Raw genomic sequence first — 26,297 nt, forward strand, 5'->3', positions numbered from 1 at the left:
AATATTGAAATGGCTGAATGACATGGTTGCTATTTTGGCTTTGTTTGTGAATTTATCCTGCCAGGACTTCTAGAAAATTTAAAACAGCCGATCCAAAGTTTCTTTCTTTCGTTCAGTGGCATAATTATGGTTTGCCATAGTTGATTTCTAGTAGTTCTAATTACCTTTTAAAGTCTAACAAAGATTTTTTTTTATGTGAATATTTCGTTCCTCCCCAGTCAATTTTTTCTATAAGCTTTTTTCAAATTTCTCAATTTAGTCAAATACATATTTTTTGTCAGACCATAGAATCGCCTTCAGCTTCTATTATTACCTTCAAAAGCCTTAGAGGAATGAATTCATGCAGTTTACAGAACTAGAACTTTAGAGGTTTATAAATAGATTGTTCCGGAGTGTACAGGAAAGTAAATTAACACGGCAAAGGGTGGAGCACGACATAATGTAAAATGGAGCGAAAGTAGTGAAATACAAATGACATTTGTGTCGGGAATACAAAAGTAAAATGGCATCCATTCTTAATGGATGCCACCTCCTTTAAATTCTATCTTTAGTTTTTACTCCTCGTCTTGATCATCCTCATCATCTTCCATTTCCACATCACTTGCTAAATCCAGTCCATCAGCAACGACATCAAAAATTTCAGTGTTCTCAGTTGAGCTAACAACTATAACACCTTCTTCGTTCTTAGTTGCATTGGCATACTGCTCATCAGTAACGGAAATAAACCATGCCACAGGATCGAAAGTGATTTGAGCAATAGCTACTTGAGCTTCTCCAAAGGAAATTAATCCTTCTCTCTCTACTTCAAAAGTTTCCTCAGAGTTAAATTCGAAACGAATGTTATGCTCTACTCCATCTGGAGCTACATAAGTTCCAAAAAGAAGAATAGCCGGTTGTTCTGATCCTTCACTTAATTCTATTTCCACCTCTACTTCTTCATAATTTCCTGCAGGAATTGATATGAAATTGATGTCAGGTGTAGTGGTTCCGGTAGCGAAATCAATTAACGTGTTTTGCTTTAGTTCGAATTCTATTTCTATAGAATCATTGTCTGTTTCTGCTTCGAATTCTAACCTGCTAATGGCAATATGTCCTGTAGAAAAGGAAAGGGTACCGGCGGCAGCTTGCTTTAGTGGAGTTTCCTTGCTAATGGCTTGAGTTGTTAAAGCCGATTTAACTGTGTTGAATTCTACTCCCACTTGTGCTTCTGGGGTAGATTCGGATTCTGTGCTACAAGAAAATAAAGCCACAGCTACGGTCATCATAAATGTTAAGGATAAGTTTTTCATTTTTAATAGATTTAGGTTTATGTTATATCTCTATAACAACAGTCGTATTTAATTTTACCCTTCCTATTCTGTTAATTTTTAAAAAGAAAGAATTTTGTCCTGATCTATATGTAGTAATTCACTGGCCCATAGGCTTATATAACTGTAAATAAGAGTAGATATTTTTGGGAGATTGCTGGAGGCCGTACAGAAAAAAAACCACTTTTATTTTTTCATCCTGAGTGTTTTCCATTTTGATTACCTGATCAAATGCAGTCGGCTGAACAGATGCGGCTGTTTTCCATTTACTTCCTTCAGAGCCCTCGCTGTTACCATTTTTGATGGCCTGCCATTTACGGGATTTAGAATTAGGATAGGTCGTACGGAAGCACCGGTTTAGAGGGAGAATGCTGATCCAGGCGGCTAACTTCTAAATCCCGTTCCTTTGCCTGCCAAAATGGTTACAGACGGGGAGGGCCTGAAAGTAAATGCCGTTGAAGCTGCACGGGTACTTTTATCTTGTGATATGGGTAGGACGAAGCAGGCGGACGCATTGCGCAAGGATTCCTGAAGCTGGACAAACCTGTGGAGCAGTAAGAGGACAGCGCAGGGAAACCTGGAGCAATGGGTGCAAGACTTTCACCCAAAGCTCTTTTCCCGAAACGCAGTGTAGGGGAATGTGCTTTGGGAGACATTTCCTTGTCTTCAGTTGTCGTAAAAAATCCAGTTGTGCCAGTCTCAACATAGGGTTTGAGCAAAAATAAGTTAGGTAAAAAGGATACAACTCGAGACACAACTGGTGTACACCATGAGGAACAACTTGTGCCGCGAAAATCGTTTTTCTAGGGAAAAACGATATAAAAACTATCTAAAACTTTTAAAAAAGCTAAAAGCTTATTTTTTATTTCTTTTTATATATAACCTTTACTTTATGTTTTCATTTTTTTCCGGCGGGTGAAAGAAAAAAGTGGAATGACTGCATCGATAAGCTGCAAACGAGAAGCTCCGTTATGGTACACAATATTCTGAGGGTGATCGTTGTATTTCAGGCATAGCTGCATGGGTCTTTTTTGAACTGCTCTTTTGGAATAATTCTTTTGTACTTCAAGGAGGTTTTCTCTTGCAGCTGCACATTTTAACCGAGAAGCCAGGGCCGGTGAAATATTAAATATTTTAGAAACTCCGTGCACAGAAACAGGTACAGCCAAATCCCGGTTCAGACGAAAATGCAGAAAATGATAGGTTCTCCCTTTTATCAGAACGCTCTTCTGTTTCTTCAATCTTCTCAGAAATGCTTTATAGAGATAGGCATAGATGCCTGCCCCCACAAATGCTTTCAGCTTCAACAGGTCGAGGGGTCGTAAAACCATGGCAGATCGGCTCCGCCAGTTATTTTCACTTCGGATCTTATCAAAGGATTTGATAATGTAATACCCTGTCCTGGTATTAAGCCTGATCCAGCCTTTCTGCTCAAAAAACTTCAGATAAGACCGGAGGGTTTTTTCTGATTTGATCCTTAGTACATGTTTTATGGCCATTAGCTCTCCACAGGATAGTTTTGTTTTTCCCTGTGGGTACAACATTTTCAAGAGCAAGAAGAACCTTAGCCTGGAAACATAATGTTCCTCCTGGGAGGAAATCAACAATTGTAAGGGGACAGTAATAGGGCGCATAAAAAGGTATCAGGAAAAATCACAGGAATAGAATATCAAAGCCGTTTTTTATTCTAAGGGGGTCGGGCAGTAAAGAGTCCTTTTCTAATCATGACAATAACAGATAAAAAAATCCCTCCGAAAATCATCTGACCTTCATAGGGATAATTGATTTGACTTTCGATAAGTCAAATGTGGGATGCGGAAAGCAATATGAACATCCCCTGAATCAACTTTAACCAAATTGAGGAGTATGAATTGAAGAATCTTTACTGCAAATACCATTTTTATTAATTTTCTTTCAAGAGCAACGAGAAATATCATTTTCTGTGATATGAGGAATTGAGGAGGCGAAATAAAGAAGGTTCTGTTAGTTTTGAATTTGTTTCAGGTTAATTAAGCACAAATGATTTCGTTCACCTTGAGACGAAAAAAATGCTCAAAAAGATTCACAATTCAGTCAACATCGCGAATTTTAAACCATGAAATTTCATTGTTTGCATGGTCTGCGGGATGGGTTCTAAAATTCCCGCCATAGTTTCGTTACTACCTCTATGCATTCGCGGGTGCGTTAGTAGTGGTTGTCAGGTTGATGGAACTCAATTCCGTACTTTTTGGGCTTCGGCTTTCCACCAGGATAGCACCATACCTCCTACTTCAGATAGAAATACTGAAGTAGTGTTGTGGAAAATTATGTGGACAACTTTCCAAGAGTGCAAAATATAGCTCTACCTTATTGCCTACTTTTACACCCGTAAACCTGTAACTGAAAAGTATTACCCACTCGTAATAAGAAAGGGGAATCATGTGAAAATCATGAACTGTTGCGCAACTGTAAGTAGCTAATAGCTACAAGTCAGAACACCTTCCTTTTCAGTTAGACTTTACTTTCGCATAAAAAGTAAATGTCCATCGATACTCCGTGAACCATCCTTCTTCACAGGATTCCTTGGCGATGTTTTTTTATGCTTTTGAATTGAACTAAAAACAAAAGTATTATGAGTATTTTCGACCCACGACTAAATTATAAGCCCTTTGAATATCCCGAAGTCTTACAATTCACAGAAGCATTAAACAGAACCTATTGGGTGCATTCTGAAGTGGATTTTACTGCCGATGTACAGGATTTCCACTCTCACCTCACTCCAAAGGAAAAACAGGTGATCAAACGGAGCCTTCTGGCCATAGCCCAGATAGAGGTTGCCGTCAAATCTTTTTGGGGGAATCTGTATGAGCATCTACCTAAACCCGAATTTAATGGCCTTGGTAGTACCTTTGCCGAATGTGAATTTCGACATTCTGAAGCTTATTCCAGATTGTTGGAAGTCTTGGGATACAATAACGAATTCCAGAACCTCGTTGAAACTCCTGTAATTAAAAAACGGATAAAATATCTTTCAAAAGCCCTTGCACATACTAGATCCAAGGATAAAAAGGAGTACGTAAGCTCCTTGATTCTTTTTTCCATTCTTATTGAAAATGTTTCTCTATTTAGCCAATTCGCGATCATCCTTTCCTTTTCCAGGTTTAAAGGGGTGATGAAAAATGTTAGCAACATTATAGCCTGGACCTCAGTGGACGAACAAATCCACGCCAATGCGGGAATCTATATCGTAAAAAAGATCCAAGAAGAGTATCCGGAATTTTTTAATCAACATTCGCTGGAGGAAATCAGGGCAATGGTTGATAATTCAATAGAAGTAGAAGCCGAAATACTCGACTGGATCTTTTCTGAAGGAGAAATTGAGCACCTCAGTAAACGGGATCTGCTAAATTTTATGAAATTTCGTGTAGACGAGAGCCTGGATAAAATTGGAATGGAAAAACTTTATCCTGTATCAAGCTCTGGAAATCAACCCCTCTTATGGTTTGAAGAAGAAATCTTTGCGAATAGCCTGGACGATTTTTTTGCCAAAAGACCCGTTGACTACACCAAGCATGACAAAAGTATTACCGCTAACGATTTATTTTAGAAAATTACGATATGAAGGAAAGACTATGGTGGCTTAATGAAGAAAGCCAGCAAATATTGAACCGCGGCTATTTGCTTAAAGGAGAAACCACAGAAGCGGCAATAGAAAGAATAGCCAATGCGGCAGCTAAAAGATTGTTTAAACCTGAAATGGCAGGGGCTTTTATTGAGATGATCGAAAGAGGCTGGATGAGCCTGAGTTCGCCCATTTGGGCCAATATGGGTACAGAAAGAGGCCTTCCCATTTCCTGCTTTAATGTTTACGTTCCTGATACCATTGAGGGCATCACACATAAACTTGGAGAGGTAATCATGCAGACAAAGATTGGCGGGGGAACCTCAGGTTATTTTGGGGAGCTTCGAGGCCGTGGAAGCGCTGTAACCGATAATGGCAAGAGCAGTGGGGCCACCAGTTTCATGAAGCTCTTTGACACAGCTATGGATACCATTTCCCAGGGCGGAGTAAGACGTGGCGCTTTTGCTGCATATCTTGATATAGACCATCCAGACATTGCAGAATTTCTGGAAATAAAAAATATTGGAAATCCCATTCAAAATCTCTTCAATGGGGTTTGTGTTCCAGATTACTGGATGCAAGAAATGATAGATGGAGATTACCAGAAACGGGAAATATGGGCAAAAGTACTGGAGAGCCGCCAACAGAAAGGGCTTCCTTACCTCTTTTTTACAGATAACATCAACAGGAATAAACCACAGGTATATAAAGACCAGGAATTAACTATCCATTCCAGTAACCTTTGTTCAGAAATCGCCCTTCCTTCCAGCAAAGAGGAATCTTTCATCTGTTGCTTATCTTCCATGAACTTGGAACTATATGATGAATGGAAAGATACAGAGGCTGTTAAATTAGCTATATATTTCCTGGATGCCGTATTACAGGAATTTATAGCTAAAACTGAAGACAATTACTATCTTTCATCAGCAAACAGATTTGCAAAGCGCCATCGGGCTCTTGGCTTGGGAGTAATGGGCTGGCACTCTTACCTTCAAAAGAATATGATCCCTTTTGAAGGACTTCAGGCCAAAGGTCTCACTAATAATATATTTAAAGAGATAAGTGAGAAAGCACTCAAAGCCTCTAAAGAGCTTGCGCACATTTATGGAGAGCCGGAAGTTTTAAAAGGATATAGACAACGAAACACTACTTTAATGGCTATCGCCCCCACCACTTCCTCCTCGGCAATTTTGGGGCAAACTTCCCCTGGTATTGAGCCTTTTAGCAGCAACTATTATAAGGCCGGTCTTGCAAAAGGTAATTTCATGCGGAAGAATAAATATTTGAAGCAATTGTTGATTGATAAAGGAATAGACAATGAAGATACGTGGCGTAGTATTATGCTTAATCATGGTAGCGTTCAGCACCTAAAAGAACTCTCTTCAGAGGAAAAGGCAGTTTTTAAGACCTTTAAGGAAATCAATCAGCTGGAAATAATACAACAAGCTTCGGTACGTCAGCGTTTTATTGATCAGGCACAAAGTTTAAACCTCAACATCCCTTCAGATTTGCCAGTAAAAGAAGTGAACAGACTCCTTATAGAGGCCTGGAAACTGGAAATAAAAACTTTATATTATCAAAGAAGTCAAAGTGTATCAAAAGAATTCATAGCAGAGATGGTGACCTGCGCCAGTTGTGAAGCATAAGGTTTTGAACTTGAACGATGAAATATCTCCTCTCTCCTCAGAAACTTTACCCGTAAACCATAAATGTTTGCGGGTTTTTAATTTTAGATAAAGGAATTTTTCCTTAGAAAATCTATATCCTTAGGGAGTTTTTTAGTAAGAGACTGTGAAATATTCCCATTTACTTTTTTCATCCGGAGCGTTTTCCATTTTGATTACCTGTCAGTATTTAGTCGGCTGAATAAGCTTGGGCTGTTTTTCATTTACTTCTTCCAGAGCCCTCGCCGTTACCATTTTTGATGGCTTTCCCAACACGGGATTTAGAATTAGGATAGGCCGTATTCAGACCTTCTGGGAGAATCCTATTGTTGATCCAGGCCGGCTAATTTCTAAATCCCATTCCTTTGCCTTTAAAAATTGGTACTTAAGGTGAGGGCCTGGAAGTAAGCGTCGGTAAAGCCGCACGGGTACTTTTTTGTTGTTATATGGTCAAGACGAATTAGGCGGACGCATTGCGCAAGGATTCCTGAAGCTGACTATTTTGTGAAGCAGTAAGAGGGCAGCGCAGGGAAACCTGGAGCAATGGGTCCAAGATTTTCACCCAAAGCTCTTTTCCCGAAATGCAGTGTAGGGGAATGTGCTTTGGGAGTAATAATTAATAAATAATTAGGTTAGGTAAAAATGACACAACAGGGAACAACTGGTGCCACCGTAATGTTGTTTATTTGGAAAAAAATGGTGTAAAAACATTTAAAACTTTTCAAAGATCAAAAAGTTACTTTTTTTTTCTTTATCTAAATTCCTGTTTCGACAAATATCCAGAAAATGATGGGCTCTCCCTTTTACCAGAACGCTTTTCTGTTTTCCCAGTCTTCTGAGGAAAATAACGTATAGATAGGCATAGAATCCTGCTCCCACGAAAGCTTTTAAGCGGAGAACATCCAGAGGAAACATAGTCATCGCATAGCGGTTTTTCCAATCATTTTCACTGCGAATTCGATCAAAAGCATTGATCAGGTGGAATCCTATTCTGGCGTTTCGTCTTATTCATCCTTTCTCTTCAAAGAAGCGCAGGTAGGACTTTAGGGTCTTATCTAATTTATTTTAAGCACGTGCTTATGACCTTCATCTCACCCCATGTGAGTCTTGTTTTCCCCTGCGGATAGAGCATTTTTAGCAACAGGAAAAACCGCGGCATGGACACATAATGTTCCTGCAGTGCTAGGGTCAACATTTGTAAGGGTGCAGAGATGGAAGAGCAAAAGAATTGAGGAACTGATCGAATTGATCAGAAATCTAGGGAGGCTTAAAAAAGAGCTTTGTGAGATTTTACCATCTTTGAAATAAATCCCTCCGAAAACCAGATAGACTTCAGGAGGGAGTAGCGATTTGACTTTCGTAACATCTAAATTGTTTAACTGCAAGGAATTTATCATAATTAAAGAGGGAGTTAACTCTCTCGAGGCTCAAAAAATTATTGAATGAAAAAAGATCCTAAAGATTTGAAGGATTTATTTTAATTCACAAATATGGAAAATCGGTAAGGCAGAGAGAGGGTTGGGTTTTACCAATTTGTCCTCAGGCGTCTGCCAAGTTTGGAATGATTTTATTTGATACTAAATCATTACTTTTACATTGAGACGAAAAAAATGCTCAAAAAGGTTCACAATTCGGTCAACATTGCGAATTTGAAACCATGAAAGTCCAGTGTTTGCAGGGTCTGCGGGATGGGTTCTAAAACTCCCGCGGTCACTTAAAGCAGAAAGTCCGCAGCGTAAGCTGCGGATTTTTTTGTTTTTTGGAAAAGCTGGGCTTGCTCAAAGCTTTGGAGAAAAACAAAAAAGCGCACCGACGATAGGCGGTGCAGACTTTCTATTTTCAGGCGGGAACGCAGTGAGGAACAGCGCAGCTGATCCTTTGAATCCCAAACTTTCCGAAAAGATGGACTTGCTCAAAGCTTTGGGATAAACATAAAAAAAGCATCGAGGAAACGTAGGTAATCTCTCACAGAAAAAAAGAAGTGAATGAACACAAACCGAATGACCTCAATTTTTAAAAACAAGACATTCATTGCCCTGCTCTTTTCTATTCTGGGTGGCGATCTGGTTTATTCACAAACTCCGGAATCGTATTTTCTTGAGAATGAAGTCGGAATTTCTTTTCGGGGAGAAGGCAAATTGTTCTATGATGTGGGAGTGGGAAGTAGGGCATTGCTTCAGGAAAGATTTGATGGAGAGAAAATTTCAGGTTATCAGCATGAACATCTGGAGCTGAACTTATTCATCAATTACCTGAAAAAAGAAATTCTCGTCCTTAGTCTTGGCTTAAGATACCGCTTCAGAGACCTTTTTGATGACTCTGAAACAGACGAATTCAGAGTTATTGAACAATTGTTAATTGATCCTGCCAATCTGCCCCTGTGTCACAGGTTTCGTCTGGAACAGCGGTTCAGGGAAAATATGATACATAGGTTTAGGTATGATCTATCGTATTCCACTCCAATAAGCCAAAACTCCTCCTTTAGTGCGGGCACAGAGGCTCTTTATGCTGTTTCTCCTCAGTTGAAACCGGAGGCAGAGCAAAGGTTTTCAATAGGTCTGGAAAACTCTTCTTTAAGACATATCAATCTGGAAATAGGACTTGAATACAGGATGGAAAATTATGCACGAAACCTGTCACACGAGTTTTTCATCACATCGGGGCTGCAGGTGAATCTCCAATGATCTGAAGCAGAGGTATTTTTAAAAAACCTTTAAGGTTTGTTTAAGATGCTCCGCCATTATGATTTTCTAACTTTAACCGTTGAATATCAATGTGTAACAATAAGTTGGAATATGGAACGAATCACCCTACAGGAGTTTTTAAGCCTCCCAGACCACGAGCAATTTGAGATCCTAGAAAATGAAGGAAAGTTCATTGAAGACCGTTCAGACGGGAATACCAAAACCGAAGTTTACGCCATTGACCGTTTTTTTGTAGAGGTTGAGGTGAATAAAACAGGATAATTTACATCTTCCAAGTTTAATGCAGAATTAAACCTGTTCAATAACAGATCGTTGGGGAAAGGGTGATCCTTTTTCCCTGCAGATTCTGTTGTTTTAAATTTCTGCGAGGCTAACTTACAAGCAAGCTTAAAGAGACCAGAAATATAAAAAATACCAGTACCATTAAATTTTCTTCCCAGGAGTGGTTTCCTTTTCTTCTGAGAAGCTTTCGGCAACAATGTGTCTTGTAGGTGCTCATCTTTTTGCGGATTTAATTCAACGACAGTTCCAGCTTCTTTAACGAGCAATTTTTTCCTAAAATAGTAATTTTCCCACACTTTTCAAAGCTAATTCCTTTAAAAAATGAGGGTTGGAGCGGTCAGGTCAGGATCCAATTTTATTAGCTGTCGCTGCCAAATTGAGTACACGACTTTCTTCGTAAAAGATTCGGTGAAAGTGCTTTATTCAACACAACCTTAACATTATTCAGAAATTCTTTGGGTAAATTAGAAGTAAGGAAGCATCTTCCTATTTTCTGATTCTGTATGTTTTGGGAAAAAGTGATTTTTTTGGTGATTCTTATTGAAGTTGATCATGTCGAAATTCTTTTTGGAAGTGCAGGATGTGAATGATAACGTCCCTAAACTCGCTTCCCTGTTCAAGATAGGTTTTAAAAAAAACCTTGCCGAATTCACCGTTCTAATACCTAACACGCTGGGGAAAGGGAAGGTTATGGGCATCAATTTCTCTAATGGCATCGGGCTTTATACCTACAAATGTTATTTTGAGGAGGATGTGGAGATCGTCCTGAAAAATTCGACGCTCAACCCTATTCGTATGGTGCACTGCCTAAAAGGGGAGATCACTAACTCCGGGGAGGAGATTTCAGAACCTGTCAGGATCGCGAAACATCAGCATTTCTTTATCGCGCCTAAGTCGGGCGCTTCTCACAGTATTTTTTTTCCGAAGAGAAAGCACATCGAACTCTGTTACCTGGAGATCGATCGGGCGAAGTTTAAGCAGAGTCTTCCGTTCGAACTGCAGGAAGTAGAACCAATTTTCTATTCTCTTTTCGGAGATGTTTTTGCCCTGCAGGGAAAATACCATTCGGGAATGTTCAGCCTAAAGGTTTCAGACATTATCAAGGAGGTGTACGATTGCAAGGAAACTGGATTTCCACGGATGAATTTCATGGAAGCCAAGGCCCTTGAGATCCTGTCTTTCATGCTTTCCAGATACCGGAAAGAAATAGGTGGTATGGCCGTTATTAATATTACCGGCAGGGAATTCAAGGCTGTAGAAGCCATTACCGAACATATCAATCAAAACCTCGCCAACCTGGAAACCATTCCAGAACTGGCCGGCATGATAGGCATCAACGTGAATAAACTGCAGTCCATCTTTCAATCGGTGTTTGGGAAAACGGTGAACGAATATATTCGTGACGCACGTTTGTCAAAAGCGCTCACCCTTTTAACCAAAAGAGACATCCCCATTGGAGTGATAGTGCAGGAGGTGGGGCTGAACAGCCGCAGCTATTTTTCAAAGATCTTTAAGGAAAAATACGGAGTTTTACCAAGGGAGATCCTTCAACATGAATCTGGTTTTATACCAGAGCATATTCGGGAAGAGAAGAGCGAGAACGGCAACAACTGGAAAAACGAGTAGGTTACGAGCTGCATGACAACATGGAGCATCCGGCTTTATTTGTGGCCCATTCCGGCCTTTTTTGCACCAGTTCGTCAAAACCTTCGGCCGCGTAAGGAACTTTCATGGCCTCCTGCAGGCGTAGAAAGCGCTTGTTGTCACCCTTTTCCAGATCTTCTATAGCCTGGTGTAGCAAATAGTTTCTAAGGATGATCCTGGGGTTGTTCCGGTTCATGATCTTTGCGGAAAGCTTCCGCGGAATTGAATTTTTGGTGATCCTTTTAATGTAATTTTCCATCAGGTCTTTGAGATCACCTCTTTCGGGAGTATTAAGCTCCCGGTAAAAAGAAGAAGAAAAATGATGCACAAAATCCTTTTCTTCCAGTGAGACTTCAGCCAGTAAACGGTAGAACAAAGTCATATCTGGCTGAAGGGAAGAGAGGATTTTTTCAAATTGAGTAATAAGCTCTTTATCTTCTAAAGTAACCTTGTCAAGACCAAGCTTTTTTTCCATCATTCCATAGTAGGCATTCCAGAAGATCTCTTCATAAGAATTCAGCGCCTCTTCAAGCGGTTCCAGATCGTCAAAGAGAATGGAAATTGCGTTCGCCAGTTTCCCCAGGTTCCAGTATGCAATAGAAGGCTGGTTTCCGAAAGCGTACCTGCGCCCGGGAAGATCGGTGGTATTGGGTGTGAAATTATGGTCGTAATTGTCCAGGAACGAAAATGGCCCGTAGTCAATGGTCAGTCCCAGGATAGACATGTTATCAGTGTTCATTACCCCATGAACAAAACCAACCCGCTGCCATTCAACCATCAAATTCGCGGTCTTTAAAACCACTTCTTTGAACCAGGTGAGGACGGGGTCTTCCCCTTTAATGTGCGGATAGAATTCAGCGATGGTCCAATCAACAAGTTTTTGCAATTTTTCCCGATCCTTTTGGGCTGCCAGGGCTTCAAAATTTCCGAAGCGAAGAAAACTGGGAGCGACCCTCGTGGTGATAGCACCGGGTTCATACTCGGCGTTACCATTGTAAAACATGTCCCGCAGTACCTTTTCTCCCGTAGAGACCAGGCTTAACGCACGCGTAGTAGGCACGCCTAAAAAATACATGGCCTCACTAATAAGGTATTCCCTTACCGAAGACCGCAGCACCGCACGACCGTCTGCCCGGCGGGAGTAAGCAGTGGGCCCGGCTCCTTTTAACTGAAGTTCAAAACGGCCTTTTTGAGAATGGATTTCACCTAAAGTGATCGCGCGGCCATCTCCCAATTGCCCGGCCCAGTTCCCGAATTGATGCCCGGCATAGCAGGCGGCATAAGGATACATGCTTTTGGTAAGCCTGTTCCCGGCCAGGATATCGATATCCTCTTTTTTCGGGTCAGCCAGTTCAAGATCGGCTGCCAACTCTTTTGACCAGGCAAGGAGTTTGGGTTCAGGTACGGGAGTGGGTTCGGCTTTGCTGTACAGCATGCCGGGGGTGTGGCGGGGAGTGCGGTCGCCGCTGTCGTCACCTTCAAATCGGGTCACAAAATCGTTCCTGAACTTCTTCTCACTAAGTCTTTCCATGTTTCGGGTTTTCTCTACTTATACTGGTCAAGTATGATACCAAAGTTACGCAATGAAGGGCTACCTGAAAAAGCTTCCGAAGAGCCTTTTTTAGCGGGATGAACTTCAGATAAATGGGATTTGATGCAGTTGGAGTTATTCGGTGGAGAGACTTTGTAGGGATTTTCTTTAGAAAATTAACACCTGCTTAATGAATTGATATTCTAAAAGTTAAAGCTGAACTAAATTGTTTTTTGACAAAGAAGAAGTACCCTACATTTAAATAAAAATTCAAAAAAACAATTGTTATGACTTCATATCAAAGCCGAAATCAAATCCACAGCGAGCTGCAAAGAATGCTGCCGCACCAGATCGAAGAATGTAAAGAATGTGATGAACTCCCGCCGGCGCTGGAAGAATTGATAAAGCATAATTTCCAGGCCACTTTTGTGTGTTATGATAAAAGAACCAATACTATTGAGGTTGGTATCGAAGAAGGGGAAGCCGTAAATTCTTACCCCGAGATCACCGTGCACAAGTTCAAACTTGAGGAAGCTGTGTCACAGGTAAAGAAGACCTTCAGGAATTCAGATCCAGATCTTCAGTTCTACGGAAAGCTGCTTGCCGGCCATGGCAGGGCAGGACAGGTTGATGTAGTACTGGTATAAAAAAGATCTTTCGGTAAATATATTCCAGCCTTCTGAAATTCTTCGGAAGGCTTTTTTTATGGAAAAATTTAGGCTAGATTCGGCTTTGAAAGCAGTTCATTTATCTTTGCCTTTCCTAAATCTTTCTCATGACCAAATCACAGTTCATCATTTCCCGAAGCGGAATAGCCTCAAAAAATGTAGAAAATACCCTGAAACTGCTGGAAGAAGATGCTACCATTCCCTTCATTGCCAGGTACCGCAAGGAGATGACGGGGAATCTTGACGAACTTCAGATTGGGGAGATCCTGAGCTTTAAACAGGAATACGAGGAACTGGAGAAGCGCAAAAAGAGCATTTTAAAAGCCATTTCTGAGCAGGATGCCCTCACTCCTGAGCTGGAGAAGAGCATTCTTGAAGCCGATGACCTTACCAGGTTGGAAGATCTTTACCTGCCTTACAAAAAGAAGCGGAAGACCCGTGCCGATGCTGCGAGGGAAGCCGGCCTGGAGGCTCTGGCAAAGATGTTAATGGCCCAGAATTCTGCTGATATCGAAGCTGCAGCCGAAAGATTCGTAGGCAAAGAAGTCGCTTCTGTTGAAGATGCACTTTCGGGAGCTAAAGATATCGCCGCGGAATGGATCAATGAGAATGAAGGCATTCGCGGCCGATTGAGAAAAATTTTTGAGCGCACCGCTGAAATTTCAGCAAAAGTGGTTAAAAAGAAAGAAAAGGAAGAGGCTGCACAAAAGTTCAGGAATTACTTTGATTGGCAGGAGCGGTTAAAGTTTATTCCTTCCCATCGCCTGCTGGCCATTTTAAGAGCTGAAAAAGAGGGTTATCTTAAAGTTAAGATAGAGGTTGATCCAGAAGAAGCGAAACAACTCACCGGCAGGTCTGTGCTAAAGAAGCAACCAAATTCCTGTACGCCTTATGTGGAAGAGGCCATGGAAGATGCTTTGAAAAGACTGCTTTTTCCTGCACTTTCTAACGAAGCTCTGACTGCGGCCAAAAAGAAGGCCGATGAGGAAGCCATCGCTGTTTTTTCTGAAAACCTGCGGCAGTTGCTGCTTGCCCCGCCTTTAGGTACCAAAAGAATCCTGGCCATAGATCCGGGGTTTAAGTCGGGTTGTAAAGTGGTGTGCCTTGATGAGCATGGCAGGCTGGAGCACAATGAGACAATTTATCCGCATCCGCCGCAAAAGGAGGTTTCCATGGCTTCGAAAAAGATAAAGTCGCTGGTCAATGCCCATAATATAGAAGCGATAGCCATTGGAAACGGAACTGCTTCAAGGGAAACCGAATTTTTCATCAGAAAAGTACCGTTTGATCGAGACGTGCAGGTGTTCGTGGTGAATGAAGCGGGCGCTTCGGTATATTCAGCTTCTAAGATCGCCCGTGCCGAATTTCCCAATTATGACGTGACGGTAAGAGGCGCGGTTTCCATTGGGAGAAGATTGGCAGACCCCTTAGCCGAACTGGTAAAGATCGACCCGAAAGCGATAGGGGTGGGGCAGTACCAGCATGATGTGGACCAGGTCAAACTTAAGACCGAACTGGACAGGGGAGTGGAAAGCTGCGTGAACGGAATTGGAGTGAACCTGAACTCGGCCAGTGAAGCCTTGTTGAGCTATGTTTCAGGAATTGGACCGGCTCTGGCCGCGAACATCGTTGCCTACCGAACTGAAAACACCGGGTTCTCTTCCCGTCAGGAACTGCTGAAGGTGCCACGACTGGGTGCCAAAGCTTTCGAACAGGCCGCCGGATTCCTGCGAATCCCGGATTCTGAAAATCCGCTGGACAATTCTTCGGTTCACCCAGAGAGTTATTCGGTCGTTGAAAAGATGGCTAAAGATCTAAAGGTCGAGGTGAAAGAGTTGATTGGAAACAAAAGCCTGCTCCAAAAGATAAAGCCGGAAAAGTACCTTTCCGAAAAGGTGGGGATGCCTACGCTGAAGGATATCCTTGGGGAGCTGGAAAAACCAGGAGTGGATCCGCGGAAAGCGGCTAAAGTCTTCGAATTTGATCCGAATGTTAAGAGTATTGCAGATCTAAAAACTGGAATGAAACTGCCGGGAATAGTGAACAACATCACCAATTTTGGTTGTTTTGTGGACATTGGTATCAAAGAAAGCGGACTGGTGCACATTTCGAAACTGGCAAATGAATTTGTGAGCGATGTGAATTCGGTAGTCAAGCTGCATCAGCATGTGCAGGTGACCGTACTGGAAGTAGACGAGGCACGCAAGAGAATCCAGCTGTCTATGATAGACTGAGGGAAGTTAGAGGTTGGAAGTGGGAAGTTAGACCTGGAAAATTTAAGCAACAAGCACCAATTTCCAAAGACGTGGAAGCAGAGATTCCTCAGTCGTCAAAAAGTTCCCCGCCCGTCCGGCAGGCGGGTTCGGGATGATACCTGTAACCGGCAACCGGCAACAGAAGATGGTTAACAGCTAAGAGCTGGCGATATCCTCCATGATCATCTTCGCGTGCACCCTCGAATTCTCGATGAACCACTTATGGGTTTCAACTCCCCCGCAGATCACCCCGGCCAGGTAAATGCCTTTTACATTGCTTTCCATAGTGTCCGGGTCGTATTGTGGGATCCTTTTTCCGTCCTCGGAAAGTTTAATACCCATGTCTTTCAGGAATTCAAAATTAGGACGGTAGCCGGTAAGCAAGAGTACCCAATCGTTCTCCAATACCTGTTCGCCATCTTTGGAGGTGATGACGACTTTATTTTCCCGGATCTCTTTGATCTCGGCATTGAAAATGGCCTTTATGCTGCCTTCGTCGATGCGATTGTCAATATCGGGCTTTACCCAGTATTTCACTCTCTCTCCAATGGCCGGCCCACGTACCACCATGGTCACATCTCCGCCTTTTCGGTAGATCTCAAGCGCGGCATCTACAGCCGAATTACTGGCTCCAACTACAATGGTCTTCTGGGTCGCGTAAAAATGTGGATCCCCATAATAATGTGCCACTTTCGGCAGGTCCTCTCCGGGTACATTCAGGTAGTTCGGGATATCGTAAAAACCGGTGGCGATTATGACATTTTTGGAACTATAGGTTCTTTTTGAAGTGGTTACCTTATGAAGGTCAGCCTCAGTGTCTATCTTTTCCACCTTTTCAAAAAGGTGAATATTGAGATGGTTCGAAGTGACTATTCTTCGATAATATTCCAAAGCTTCCTGTTTGTGCGGCTTCGGATTTGTACTGATAAAAGGTATCTCATCCAGTTCCAGCTTTTCAGAAGTTGAAAAGAAGGTCATGTTCGAAGGATAATTGTACAGCGAGTTAACCAGCGTCCCCTTCTCTAAAATGAGATAGGAGAGGCCTTTCTTCTTGGCTTCGAGGGCGCAGGCGATACCAATGGGTCCGCCGCCCACGATCAAAACGTCATATATTTTTTCTGTCTCAGGAATTGGCAAGGGCTTTTAGTTCTTTAATGGTTTTTGTAGGATCTTCTGCTTTGAAGACATAGCTTCCGGCCACCAGGGCATCAGCTCCGGCCTCTATAAGTTGAGCGGCATTCTTATCGGTCACCCCGCCGTCGACTTCTATGATAGTATCAGCATTGTTTTCGGTGATGATCTCCTTCAGTCTTCTCACCTTTTTATAGGTGTTCTCGATAAAGCTTTGACCGCCGAATCCGGGATTCACGCTCATGACGAGCACCAGATCAAGGTCGTTGATCACATCGGCCAGCAGCTCAACACTGGTATGCGGATTGATCGCTACTCCGGCTTTCATACCTTCAGCTTTTATCGCCTGAATGGTTCTGTGGAGATGGGTACAGGCCTCGTAATGAACTGTAAGTATATCTGAGCCAAGATCTGCAAAGGTTTTGATGTATCGATCTGGATCTACGATCATGAGGTGCACGTCAATGGTTTTGGTGGCATGTTTGGCAATGGCCTGCAAAACGGGCATTCCATAAGAAATATTGGGTACAAACACCCCATCCATGATATCGATGTGAAACCAGTCGGCATCGCTCTTATTGATCATTTCAATATCGCGCTGAAGGTTTCCGAAATCAGCAGCTAAAACAGAGGGGGCAATTACTTTTTTTGTCATGTGAGTTGTGTCGTGAGTGTGGGGCAAAAATAACAAGAATTATGCAAAACCCTGGTTTTTGCTTTTGTTTATCATTTCTGCGAAAGTTGGTGCTTAATTATTTTTGTATCTTAAAGAAACTAAACTTACCAATCTTAAAAACAGTTCCTATGGAAGTAGAAGAAAAAAGCAATAAAAGAAACTACGGAAGGATGGGGTGTTTCGTAGCGATTCTGATCTTGATTCTCATAATCATCCTGATAGCTACGGGGGTGATGAATTATCCATGGGAATATTAGACTGATCTTTACGGCTTTGCTTTAAGCTATTAAAAAGTGAACCCCGGTAATCAGCCGGGGTTCTTCATCAATCAATCAAAAAACGAACAGTTCATTTAAAAACTGTTTGTCATCTTTACCGGGTATTACCCCAGGTATGTCTTAAGGATCTTGCTTCTTGAAGTATGTTTCAGTCTTCTAATAGCTTTTTCCTTGATCTGTCTTACTCTTTCTCTTGTTAGGTCAAAAGTCTCGCCAATTTCTTCTAAGGTCATTGGATGTTGATCTCCGAGCCCGAAATATAACCTGATCACATCAGCTTCACGCGGGGTAAGGGTCTCAAGGGCTCTTTCGATCTCTGTACGCAGAGATTCATGAAGAAGTTCTTTGTCCGGATTAGGAGACTCCCCTGAACGCAATACATCATAAAGGTTAGAATCTTCCCCTTCAACCAGCGGAGCATCCATCGATACGTGACGCCCGGAATTCTTCATAGATTCCTTAACATCATTAATGGTCATGTCAAGCTCTTTCGCGATCTCTTCTGCGGAAGGTGGGCGTTCATGTGATTGCTCTAAAAAGGCAAATGTCTTGTTGATCTTGTTGATCGAACCGATCTTGTTAAGTGGAAGGCGCACAATACGGGATTGTTCTGCCAATGCCTGAAGAATAGATTGGCGAATCCACCATACGGCGTAGGATATGAATTTGAAACCTCGGGTCTCATCAAATCTTTTTGCCGCTTTTATTAATCCTAAATTTCCTTCGTTTATAAGGTCGGGAAGGGTCAATCCCTGGTTTTGATATTGTTTAGCCACAGAAACCACAAAACGAAGATTCGCTTTAGTCAGTTTCTCCAGGGCGCGGTCATCACCCGCTTTAATTCGCTGAGCCAGCTCCACCTCTTCATCGGCCGTAATCAGGTCAACTTTACCAATTTCTTGCAAATACTTATCCAGCGAAGCAGTTTCACGGTTTGTTACCTGCTTCGTAATCTTAAGTTGTCTCATCTATCGTTCTCCTTGGATTTAATTGTAAAATAACTCTTGTAATAAGTTATACGGGAAGAGGTGAGAAAATGTTACAAGAAATAAAGATAATCAAAAAATAATTTCTTCCGGGACTTTTTCTTGCTTTTTTCGAGCCTTGAGTCGCTTCTTTTTCTTGCGTTTTTTCCCCTGGCGCCAGATAATAAAACCTGATATTGAGAGGAATGGACCTGAAAGGCCAACCAGCGCGTAGAGCAGTTTTGACCAAATTCCTCCATACTGTCCAAAATGCAATGGGATCAGGGTATTTGACAATTGAGTAGAGAGATCGGCCTTGGTGATCTTTATTTCCCCGGTAATTTCTCCCGTTCGATGATCAACCAAAAAGTAATTTCCAAATTCACTGAAGTAGAATGGATCGCCTTCATAGATTCCATAAATGACGACGTAACCCTGTTCGTTCAGGGGCAGGCGGATATAAGTGGGTGTAAAATGAGGTTTTGTAACTTTTATTTCTTCCAGTGCAGTCTCTATGGGTGCGATAAAGGCGGGGGTTTGAGCCGCGGCCGGTGGATTAAATCCGGATTGAGTAACCGTCCAGGCTAGGACAGTACCTGTGATCACCAGCAGAAGATTGAGCAGTAATGCCCATACTCCCACGATGCGATGCAGGGAAGAATAAAAGCTGCGTTTGTTCTTCTTTTTAATCCTGGTGCGGAACAGGAGAGTGTCCATAATTGATTTCCTGTAGACAATAAGGCCGGTAAGCAGGGAAATGAAGAACAGAACCCCAACAATAAGCACCACTAATCTTCCCCATGGTCCAGATTGAAAAGAATAATGGAATTTTAGAAGCCATCGGGTAAAAGTAGTGAGTTCATTCACCTCCTTTATGATCTCTCCAGAAGTGGGATGAACAAAAACGAAAAGACGTTCTGTGGGTTTTCGAAGATTAAAGATCAGCGCCTCATTTTCTTCGAAGTGCATCAGCCTGATGTCCCACTGCCCGTATTCCTGCTGGATCTTTTGAAACCCCTGGTCAATATTAAGACCTTCAAAATTTTCCACCTGTATATAGTCTTTCCAGAGCACATCTTCAATATCGTGCTGGAAAACGAGGATAGTACCCGAAATCCCCATTAAAATGAGGAAGAGGCCTGCAATGAGGCCCGTCCAGGAATGATATTTTAAAAGGGTTTTATTTTTCATCTTTTAAAGTTGAAGGCCCGGTTGAACAGGCCTTCAACTTCAGAATTTAATTATAGTTCTATTTGCAGCGAAAGATTAAATCTTGCCCCGGTACCTTTGCGGTAGTTGGCTGCCCGTGCATCCCATTGTGAAATAGGTAGATAATAATCTTCATTTAACAGGTTTTCCACACCCAGTCCAATTCTTGTTTCCTCGGTTAGCTGATAACTACTGCTGAGGTTCACCAGGTGAAAATCATTTACAGGACCCATTCCATAGGTGTAAGAACCGTCTGCTTTAGGATCAAATTTTTCCCTGTTCCCGCTGTAAGTATGCGATAACCTTGCCGAAAATCTGTTAAGGAAAGCGTACTGCAGGTAAGTGACGGTTTTCAAAGGCGGAATTCTATCTCCGTTCATCCAGGTGTCATAATTTCCGTTATCCTGAGAATCCAGCTCTCCTTCGGTCCAGGAGATGGAGCTCCCCGCGCTCCAATTTGAAGTGAAGCGTGTGTCGAAGGCAGCTTCAAAACCATATACCTTTTCTGGTTGTCTTGCGATCTGGAAAACGCCATTCACTTCTTTATAAGTGGCTCCAAGTTCTGAGGTGCTAATGAAAGCAGCTCCGCTAAGTCTCGTATTGCCTAACCTGCTGTTGAATCCGGCTTCGTAGTTGTTCGCAATAACAGCTTCTGATGAGATCTGGGAAACCGTATTTTCAGTAGCTGAACGAAGCGTCCTGCCAAGATCGGCTATTGAAAAACTCTGGGAAAAGCTTACAAATGGCTTGAATGCTTCCCATTGGTTATACCTAAGCCCCACGTTAAATGTGGTTGCATCATATATAAGTGTACCCCCGTCTACATCAACGCCGCCATTTGGAGTATCTCCTCCGTATGGGAAAATGTAGATCGTGGTGTAATCTGGAATATCGATATTAATATTTTCAAAGCGGATTCCTGCTTTAAGTACAAAATCATTGTACAGGGTTTTCAGCTGGGCATATGGCGCAAAGTTCGTCATGTCTGTTTCAGGCACCCAGCTACGGCCGTCAACAAGTCCCTGCGCGGTCACATCATTAAGGATATCAATACCATATAAGATGTCTCCGTTAAGTTGCCCCAATTCGTAACCGGTCTTGAAGTTTGCACGAACTCCTTTTTTGGAGCTGGTGATCATGGATTGACCGCCTTCGTAACCTTCTTCGGCATTATAGAAGAAAGGGGAGTAGCCGTAAACGGTTTTGAAATCCTGGAAGTAAAGATTCAGTTTAAGATCGGTGTTCCCAAATATTCCGTAGGAATCATAGGTCAGCTGCCCGTTATGGTTATAGCGGTTTCCCTGGTCTACTCCAAGAACTTCACCAATCACTCCAATCGCAGGACGTTCCCCGTAAACACCGTTCTGGTTAATATACTCGGTATCCTGATTGCTGCTGAAGTAATTGTACATGAATTCCACAGCATTTGAAGAATTAAGTTGATAATTCAATTTTCCGAAAGCGCTGTACTGGTTGGTCTCTCCTTGTCCGTAAGTTGGTGACTGCACCTCGCCATTAGCATCTCTGAAGATACCGGTTTGGCGGAAGCTTCCGCTAACTACATATCCCAGTTTTTCACCGTAACCTGAGAAGCTCTGGTAAACTTTTGAACCTACAGTATGATCTATATCTACTAGTGATCCTTCGGTGCTTAATTCTGTAGTGCTGTTGAAAGGCTTGCCGATTTTTGGTTCTTTGGTGATGTAATTGATGATCCCGCCGTCGGCACCATTTCCGTAGATCGCGGTAGCCCCTTTGATAACCTCAATGCGTTCAATAGTGTTAGGGTCAATAGTGTTAATGTCTCGGCTTCCATCTCTTAAAGGAGTGGATTGAGGTATTCCATCTATCAAAACCAGCATATCTCGGCCACGCAGGGTTTGGCCGGTATTGCTGGTCATGCCGGTACTCATGGCGAGCCCGGGAACTTCATTAAGAATATCAGCTACAGAATTACTGGTTTGAGAGAGTGTCTGAATTTGTTCAGAAGTCAGTACAGAAACAGAAGAAGGAACCTCATCCAGGGTTTCTGTTCTTCGGTTTGAAGTGATCACAATCTCTCCCAGATCCTGAAACTCTTCTTTTAAAACGACTGTGATGTTTGTTTCAGTTCCTGAAGTGGGAGTAACAGTCTCAGTTTTTGATGCAAAACCCATGGCTGTAAACCGAAGATCCAAGGTTTTGGCGGGAACAGATTCAAAGCTGAAGTTTCCTTTTTCATCTGTGGCAGTTTGCTGCCCGGTCTCAACTACTGTGACCTGAACATAGGGAACTGGAAGGTCCTTTTCGTTTTTCACCTGTCCTGTGATCTGTGCCTGCTGAGCGCTGGCCCAGAAGCCGGTTAGAAATATGCTTAAGAATAATAAAGTGCGCATAATTTAGGGGGTTGTATTTATTTAGATTGTTTAAAAATAATGGCAAATGTAGAACGGTTCTAAATAATATACAAGGGCAGGATACATGATTTTGATCAGGAATGGGGTAAGTTGCTCAGCAACAGTTCAAAAAAAAACGCCCCGAAATTTCAGGGCGTTTTAATATCAAGGGTAATTCGCTATGTTAATCGCGTTTTTCTCTTCCTCTTCGGTCGTCACGACGACCGCGGTCTTTATTGCGATCTCCACCTTCGCGGTTTCCGCGTGGTGGACGGGATGCAAAACCTTCAGGTTTTGGCAGGATAGCCTTTCTGGAAACTTTTGGTTTCCTGGTCTTTGGGTCGATGCCAAAGTATTTCACTTCAAAAACATCTCCCATGTTCACCACATCGGTAACATTTTCGGTGCGTTCCCAAGCAAGTTCGGAAACATGTAGCAAGACCTCGTTGCCTTTAGCTTCGGTATATTCTACCACCGCGCCAAAATCAAGGATCTTCACCACTTTAACTTCGTATACCTGTCCAACTTCAGGCTTGAAAGTGATGGCTTTGATGCGCTTCTTCACTTCGTCAATACCGCTTTGGTCAACACCAAGGATCTCGATCACACCCATGTCCTCAACTTCTTCGATGACGATGGTTGTACCGGTCTCCTTCTGCATTTCCTGGATGACTTTTCCACCCGGTCCAATAACAGCTCCGATGAATTCTCCCGGAATTTCCACTTTCTCCATCTTTGGAGCGTGAGGTTTTACGTTAGAAGCCGGTGCGGCAATGGTTTCGGTGATCTTGTCCAGAATGTGCAGACGTCCTTCTCTTGCCTGTTTAAGGGCTTTGACAAGGATCTCGTAAGAAAGACCTTTGATCTTGATATCCATCTGGCAGGCAGTAATACCATCTGCAGTTCCGGTCACTTTAAAGTCCATATCTCCCAAAGCATCCTCGTCCCCGAGAATATCAGAAAGTACTGCATAGTCTTCTCCTTCAGAAATAAGACCCATTGCGATCCCCGAAACGGGTTTGGTCAACTGTACCCCGGCATCCATAAGAGCCATGGTTCCCGCACAAACGGTAGCCATAGAAGAGGAGCCGTTAGATTCCAATACTTCAGAAACAACCCTGATGGTATAAGGAGAATCATCTGGTACCATTCCTTTTAATGCACGCTGTGCCAGGTTTCCGTGTCCTATCTCACGTCTTGAGGTTCCCCTGATAGGGTAAGCTTCTCCGGTTGAGAAAGGAGGGAAGTTATAGTGTAAATAGAAGGTTTCTTCTCCCTGGTAGGTTGGAAGGTCTACCTGATTGGCCTCTCTTGAGGTTCCAAGGGTAACGGTAGCAAGAGCCTGGGTTTCCCCACGGGTAAAGATAGATGAGCCGTGTGTAGATGGAAGATAATCAACCTCACACCAGATTGGGCGGATCTCATTTGTCTTTCTTCCGTCAAGACGAATACCTTCTTTTAGTGTAAGGTCACGCACTGCTTTTTTATGTGCTTCCTTGAAATACTTAGAGATAAGGGCGCCATCTTCTTCCTGTTGTTCTTCGGAAAAAAGGGCTTTTACCTCTTCTTTTATTTCTGAAAAAGCATTGCTGCGCTCATGTTTTCCAAGAGCCTGCTTTGCAGTGTCATATATTTTTTGGTATGCCGCATCAAAGATCTTCGCTTTGATATCCTCATCTGTACGCGCCACTTCATACTCGCGAGTTGGTTTTTGACCAACTGCCTCGATCAAACGTCTTTGAGCCTGGCACTGGATCTTGATGGCTTCATGGGCGAACTTGATAGCATCTGCCATCTCCTCTTCAGAACACTCGTCCATTTCACCTTCTACCATCATCACAGACTCTTCAGAAGCACCAACCATCATGTCGATGTCAGCTTCACTTAGCTGGCTGCGGCTTGGGTTGATCACAAATTCTCCTTTGATCCTGGCAACTCTTACCTCAGAGATAGGAGCCTCAAAAGGAATGTCACTTAGCTGAATGGCTGTAGAAGCGGCCAGTCCTGCAAGGGCATCGGGCATTACTTCCTCGTCATGAGACATCAGCTGGATCATCACCTGGGTTTCGAACTTATAATCTGCAGGGAAAAGCGGTCTCAAAACGCGATCTACAAGACGCATTACCAGGATCTCCTCTGTACTTGGTCTGGCTTCCCTCTTGAAGAATCCGCCAGGATATCGTCCGGCGGCAGCAAATTTTTCACGGTAGTCTAAGGTCAACGGAAAGAAATCCATTGTGGTAGGAGTGTATGAAGATACCACGGTACATAGCAGTACGGCGTTCCCCATTCTTAGCTCAACAGAACCATGGGCCTGTTTTGCCAGTTTTCCGGTTTCGAGGGAAATGGTCCTGCCATCACCCAGCTCGATAACCTCTTTAAATGTTTTTGGAATCATAAATAAATTTTAGTTCTGCTCCTGCTTTATAGAAGGAGGTGTTAAACAATGGTCTCCCGGCTTACCGGCCGGGACGGTTGTGTTGTTGTTGTGGGTTGTTGTAAGACCAATGAAAAACTGCCTTTTGCTCTTCGGTAAAGCTTAAAAATTTCTGGTGAAAAGATCGAGCTTTGATTTGTCCGAAAAATTGAGGTTAAAAATTTACACAGAATTTTCTAAGGAAAGCAGAAAAAACCATTAAAATTTGCTAAAGCTCAGCTGTTTCAGAAGAAAAGCGATAAAAAAAAGGGGCGCGAAGCCCCTTAATGTTATTTTCTTAATCCTAATTCCTTAACGATGGCACGATATCTCAAGATATCCTTCTTCATTAAATAATCCAGCAGGCTTCTTCTTTTACCTACCAGTCTAACCAATGACCTCTCGGTGTTATAATCTTTACGATTGTTCTTAAGGTGCTGGGTTAAATGTTCAATGCGGTGAGTGAACAAAGCGATTTGCCCTTCGGCAGATCCTGTGTCATTCTTTCCTTTACCGTGTTTTGCAAACAGATCCTGTTTGGCTTCTTTTGTTAAATACATTCCAATATTAATTTTAATGATTTTTATGTATATGACAGCCTCTCTGCCAGGCGGCAAATATACTACTTTCTGTATAATTAACTATCCCGGCGCAAATTAAATTTTTGATCCTCAGTAAAAGAGGGTTTTAAGCCCTTAAAGGTTGATTCAGAATAAGGTCAATATATTGATTCACCTTGTTCTTCAATTCTGAACGCTTTGTAATGAAGTCCAAAAAGCCGTGTTCCTTAAGGAATTCTGCGGTTTGGAAATCTTCCGGAAGATCTTTTCCGGTGGTGTCCTTAACCACTCGAGGTCCCGCAAAACCGATCAAAGCTCCGGGTTCTGCAATGTTGATGTCTCCAAGCATGGCAAAAGAGGCGGTGGTGCCCCCGGTGGTTGGATCTGTACATAAGGAAATGTACGGGATCTTCGCATCGGCAAGCTGCGCCAGTTTAGCTGAAGTCTTTGCAAGCTGCATCAAAGAGTAGGCAGCTTCCATCATTCTTGCTCCTCCAGATTTTGAGATCACCATCAAAGGAATTTTGTGTTCTAAAGCATAATCTGCCGCACGGGAGATCTTCTCCCCAACAACAGCTCCCATTGAACCTCCAATGAATTTGAAATCCATACAGGCGATCACCAGGTCTTTTCCTTTTGATTTTCCAACTGCTGTGCGAACTGCATCTTTTAGGCCGGTTTTTTCCTGGGCTGATGCAAGACGATCTGTATACTTCTTGGTGTCCTCAAAATTGAGGGGGTCTTTTGAAGTGAGGTTCTTGTCCAGCTCTGTGTACTGGTTGTCATCGAAAAGGATCTGGAAGTATTCGTTACTTCCTATCCTTACATGATAACCGTCTTCTGGACTAACGTAGAAATTCTTCTCCAGTTGTTCTGCATCTACGATCTTGCCGGTGGGGGATTTGTACCATAAGCCCTTCGGAACATCTTTTTTGTCTTCGGTAGCTGTTTGTATCCCTTTTTGTGTTCTTCTAAACCAAGCCATTGACTGTTGGATTTAATGTTTCAAAAGCGAAACAAGTTATAATTT

General features: G+C 42.6%; 18 protein-coding genes and 1 riboswitch. Of the genes, 7 read left to right on the plus strand and 11 right to left on the minus strand.

Annotated features, from left to right (window positions below; all coding sequences use genetic code 11):
* Positions 1-554: 554 nt before the first annotated feature.
* Both BLS64_RS12330 and BLS64_RS12335 read right to left on the minus strand, forming a co-directional pair.
* Positions 555-1,289 carry a hypothetical protein gene (locus BLS64_RS12330; RefSeq protein ID WP_143019318.1) on the minus strand — a complete coding sequence of 245 codons (735 nt, stop codon included), beginning with the start codon at positions 1,287-1,289 and terminating at the stop codon, positions 555-557.
* A 908-nt stretch (positions 1,290-2,197) separates the two neighbouring features.
* Positions 2,198-2,941: a hypothetical protein gene (locus BLS64_RS12335; protein WP_143019319.1), complete on the minus strand. Its 744-nt coding sequence runs from the start codon at positions 2,939-2,941 to the stop codon at positions 2,198-2,200.
* Positions 2,942-3,675: 734 nt separating this feature from the next.
* Positions 3,676-3,807, plus strand: a riboswitch (cobalamin riboswitch).
* 111 nt (positions 3,808-3,918) lie between these two features.
* Here BLS64_RS12335 and BLS64_RS12340 point away from each other — a divergent pair.
* The 5 genes from BLS64_RS12340 (at position 3,919) to BLS64_RS12375 (ending at position 11,185) form a co-directional block, all read left to right on the plus strand.
* Positions 3,919-4,893, plus strand: coding sequence for a ribonucleotide-diphosphate reductase subunit beta (locus BLS64_RS12340; RefSeq protein WP_093113822.1), 975 nt, complete (start codon positions 3,919-3,921; stop codon positions 4,891-4,893).
* Between the two features lie 11 nt (positions 4,894-4,904).
* On the plus strand, positions 4,905-6,554 hold the full coding sequence (locus BLS64_RS12345) for a ribonucleoside-diphosphate reductase subunit alpha (protein WP_093113821.1): 1,650 nt from the start codon (positions 4,905-4,907) through the stop codon (positions 6,552-6,554).
* A gap of 2,003 nt (positions 6,555-8,557) precedes the next feature.
* On the plus strand, positions 8,558-9,256 hold the full coding sequence (locus BLS64_RS12365; protein WP_093113817.1) for a DUF2490 domain-containing protein: 699 nt from the start codon (positions 8,558-8,560) through the stop codon (positions 9,254-9,256).
* A 111-nt stretch (positions 9,257-9,367) separates the two neighbouring features.
* Complete coding sequence (locus tag BLS64_RS15245; protein ID WP_176763478.1) at positions 9,368-9,538, plus strand: hypothetical protein; 171 nt, start codon at positions 9,368-9,370, stop codon at positions 9,536-9,538.
* A 573-nt stretch (positions 9,539-10,111) separates the two neighbouring features.
* On the plus strand, positions 10,112-11,185 hold the full coding sequence (locus tag BLS64_RS12375; protein ID WP_093113815.1) for a helix-turn-helix domain-containing protein: 1,074 nt from the start codon (positions 10,112-10,114) through the stop codon (positions 11,183-11,185).
* A gap of 1 nt (position 11,186) precedes the next feature.
* Here BLS64_RS12375 and BLS64_RS12380 read toward each other — a convergent pair whose 3' ends face one another.
* The gene (locus BLS64_RS12380; protein WP_093113814.1) at positions 11,187-12,734 is read right to left on the minus strand and encodes a protein adenylyltransferase SelO; all 1,548 of its coding nucleotides are present in this window, start codon (positions 12,732-12,734) and stop codon (positions 11,187-11,189) included.
* 287 nt (positions 12,735-13,021) lie between these two features.
* Between BLS64_RS12380 and BLS64_RS12385 the strand changes: the two genes are divergently transcribed.
* Together BLS64_RS12385 and BLS64_RS12390 are read left to right on the plus strand one after the other, a co-directional pair.
* On the plus strand, positions 13,022-13,381 hold the full coding sequence (locus BLS64_RS12385) for a hypothetical protein (protein WP_093113813.1): 360 nt from the start codon (positions 13,022-13,024) through the stop codon (positions 13,379-13,381).
* Between the two features lie 128 nt (positions 13,382-13,509).
* Complete coding sequence (locus tag BLS64_RS12390; RefSeq protein ID WP_093113812.1) at positions 13,510-15,636, plus strand: Tex family protein; 2,127 nt, start codon at positions 13,510-13,512, stop codon at positions 15,634-15,636.
* Between the two features lie 177 nt (positions 15,637-15,813).
* On the opposite strand, the gene BLS64_RS12395 is transcribed toward BLS64_RS12390, so the two are convergent.
* From BLS64_RS12395 to accD, 8 genes are all read right to left on the minus strand, one after another.
* A complete protein-coding gene (locus BLS64_RS12395) occupies positions 15,814-16,794 on the minus strand; it encodes a YpdA family putative bacillithiol disulfide reductase (protein ID WP_093113811.1) in 981 nt (326 codons plus the stop codon).
* Positions 16,781-17,443 carry a ribulose-phosphate 3-epimerase gene (gene rpe, locus BLS64_RS12400; RefSeq protein WP_093113810.1) on the minus strand — a complete coding sequence of 221 codons (663 nt, stop codon included), beginning with the start codon at positions 17,441-17,443 and terminating at the stop codon, positions 16,781-16,783. The genes BLS64_RS12395 and rpe overlap by 14 nt, the downstream gene beginning before the upstream one ends.
* 403 nt (positions 17,444-17,846) lie before the next feature.
* Positions 17,847-18,710, minus strand: a complete 864-nt coding sequence (locus tag BLS64_RS12405; RefSeq protein ID WP_011708302.1) for a sigma-70 family RNA polymerase sigma factor — start codon at positions 18,708-18,710, stop codon at positions 17,847-17,849.
* A gap of 90 nt (positions 18,711-18,800) precedes the next feature.
* Positions 18,801-19,898: a PepSY-associated TM helix domain-containing protein gene (locus tag BLS64_RS12410; RefSeq protein WP_093113809.1), complete on the minus strand. Its 1,098-nt coding sequence runs from the start codon at positions 19,896-19,898 to the stop codon at positions 18,801-18,803.
* 50 nt (positions 19,899-19,948) lie between these two features.
* Positions 19,949-22,291, minus strand: coding sequence for a TonB-dependent receptor (locus BLS64_RS15405; RefSeq protein ID WP_093113808.1), 2,343 nt, complete (start codon positions 22,289-22,291; stop codon positions 19,949-19,951).
* Between the two features lie 184 nt (positions 22,292-22,475).
* A complete protein-coding gene (locus tag BLS64_RS12420; protein WP_093113807.1) occupies positions 22,476-24,689 on the minus strand; it encodes a polyribonucleotide nucleotidyltransferase in 2,214 nt (737 codons plus the stop codon).
* Positions 24,690-24,997: 308 nt separating this feature from the next.
* Positions 24,998-25,267, minus strand: a complete 270-nt coding sequence (gene rpsO, locus BLS64_RS12425; RefSeq protein ID WP_093113899.1) for a 30S ribosomal protein S15 — start codon at positions 25,265-25,267, stop codon at positions 24,998-25,000.
* A gap of 127 nt (positions 25,268-25,394) precedes the next feature.
* A complete protein-coding gene (accD, locus tag BLS64_RS12430; RefSeq protein ID WP_093113806.1) occupies positions 25,395-26,252 on the minus strand; it encodes an acetyl-CoA carboxylase, carboxyltransferase subunit beta in 858 nt (285 codons plus the stop codon).
* Positions 26,253-26,297 lie beyond the last annotated feature (45 nt).

The sequence above is a fragment of the Salinimicrobium catena genome, assembly GCF_900102915.1.
Taxonomy (GTDB): Bacteria; Bacteroidota; Bacteroidia; order Flavobacteriales; family Flavobacteriaceae; genus Salinimicrobium; species Salinimicrobium catena.

Coding starts and splice junctions, on each gene's coding strand:
- BLS64_RS12385 (WP_093113813.1), top strand. CDS start 13,022: ATGACTTCATATCAAAGCCGAAATCAAATCCACAGCGAGCTGCAAAGA.
- BLS64_RS12410 (WP_093113809.1), bottom strand. CDS start 19,898: ATGAAAAATAAAACCCTTTTAAAATATCATTCCTGGACGGGCCTCATT.
- BLS64_RS12340 (WP_093113822.1), top strand. CDS start 3,919: ATGAGTATTTTCGACCCACGACTAAATTATAAGCCCTTTGAATATCCC.
- rpsO (WP_093113899.1), bottom strand. CDS start 25,267: ATGTATTTAACAAAAGAAGCCAAACAGGATCTGTTTGCAAAACACGGT.
- BLS64_RS12330 (WP_143019318.1), bottom strand. CDS start 1,289: ATGAAAAACTTATCCTTAACATTTATGATGACCGTAGCTGTGGCTTTA.
- BLS64_RS15405 (WP_093113808.1), bottom strand. CDS start 22,291: ATGCGCACTTTATTATTCTTAAGCATATTTCTAACCGGCTTCTGGGCC.
- BLS64_RS12405 (WP_011708302.1), bottom strand. CDS start 18,710: ATGAGACAACTTAAGATTACGAAGCAGGTAACAAACCGTGAAACTGCT.
- BLS64_RS12345 (WP_093113821.1), top strand. CDS start 4,905: ATGAAGGAAAGACTATGGTGGCTTAATGAAGAAAGCCAGCAAATATTG.
- rpe (WP_093113810.1), bottom strand. CDS start 17,443: ATGACAAAAAAAGTAATTGCCCCCTCTGTTTTAGCTGCTGATTTCGGA.
- BLS64_RS15245 (WP_176763478.1), top strand. CDS start 9,368: ATGGAACGAATCACCCTACAGGAGTTTTTAAGCCTCCCAGACCACGAG.
- BLS64_RS12365 (WP_093113817.1), top strand. CDS start 8,558: ATGAACACAAACCGAATGACCTCAATTTTTAAAAACAAGACATTCATT.
- BLS64_RS12375 (WP_093113815.1), top strand. CDS start 10,112: ATGTCGAAATTCTTTTTGGAAGTGCAGGATGTGAATGATAACGTCCCT.
- BLS64_RS12335 (WP_143019319.1), bottom strand. CDS start 2,941: ATGCGCCCTATTACTGTCCCCTTACAATTGTTGATTTCCTCCCAGGAG.
- BLS64_RS12390 (WP_093113812.1), top strand. CDS start 13,510: ATGACCAAATCACAGTTCATCATTTCCCGAAGCGGAATAGCCTCAAAA.
- BLS64_RS12420 (WP_093113807.1), bottom strand. CDS start 24,689: ATGATTCCAAAAACATTTAAAGAGGTTATCGAGCTGGGTGATGGCAGG.
- accD (WP_093113806.1), bottom strand. CDS start 26,252: ATGGCTTGGTTTAGAAGAACACAAAAAGGGATACAAACAGCTACCGAA.
- BLS64_RS12380 (WP_093113814.1), bottom strand. CDS start 12,734: ATGGAAAGACTTAGTGAGAAGAAGTTCAGGAACGATTTTGTGACCCGA.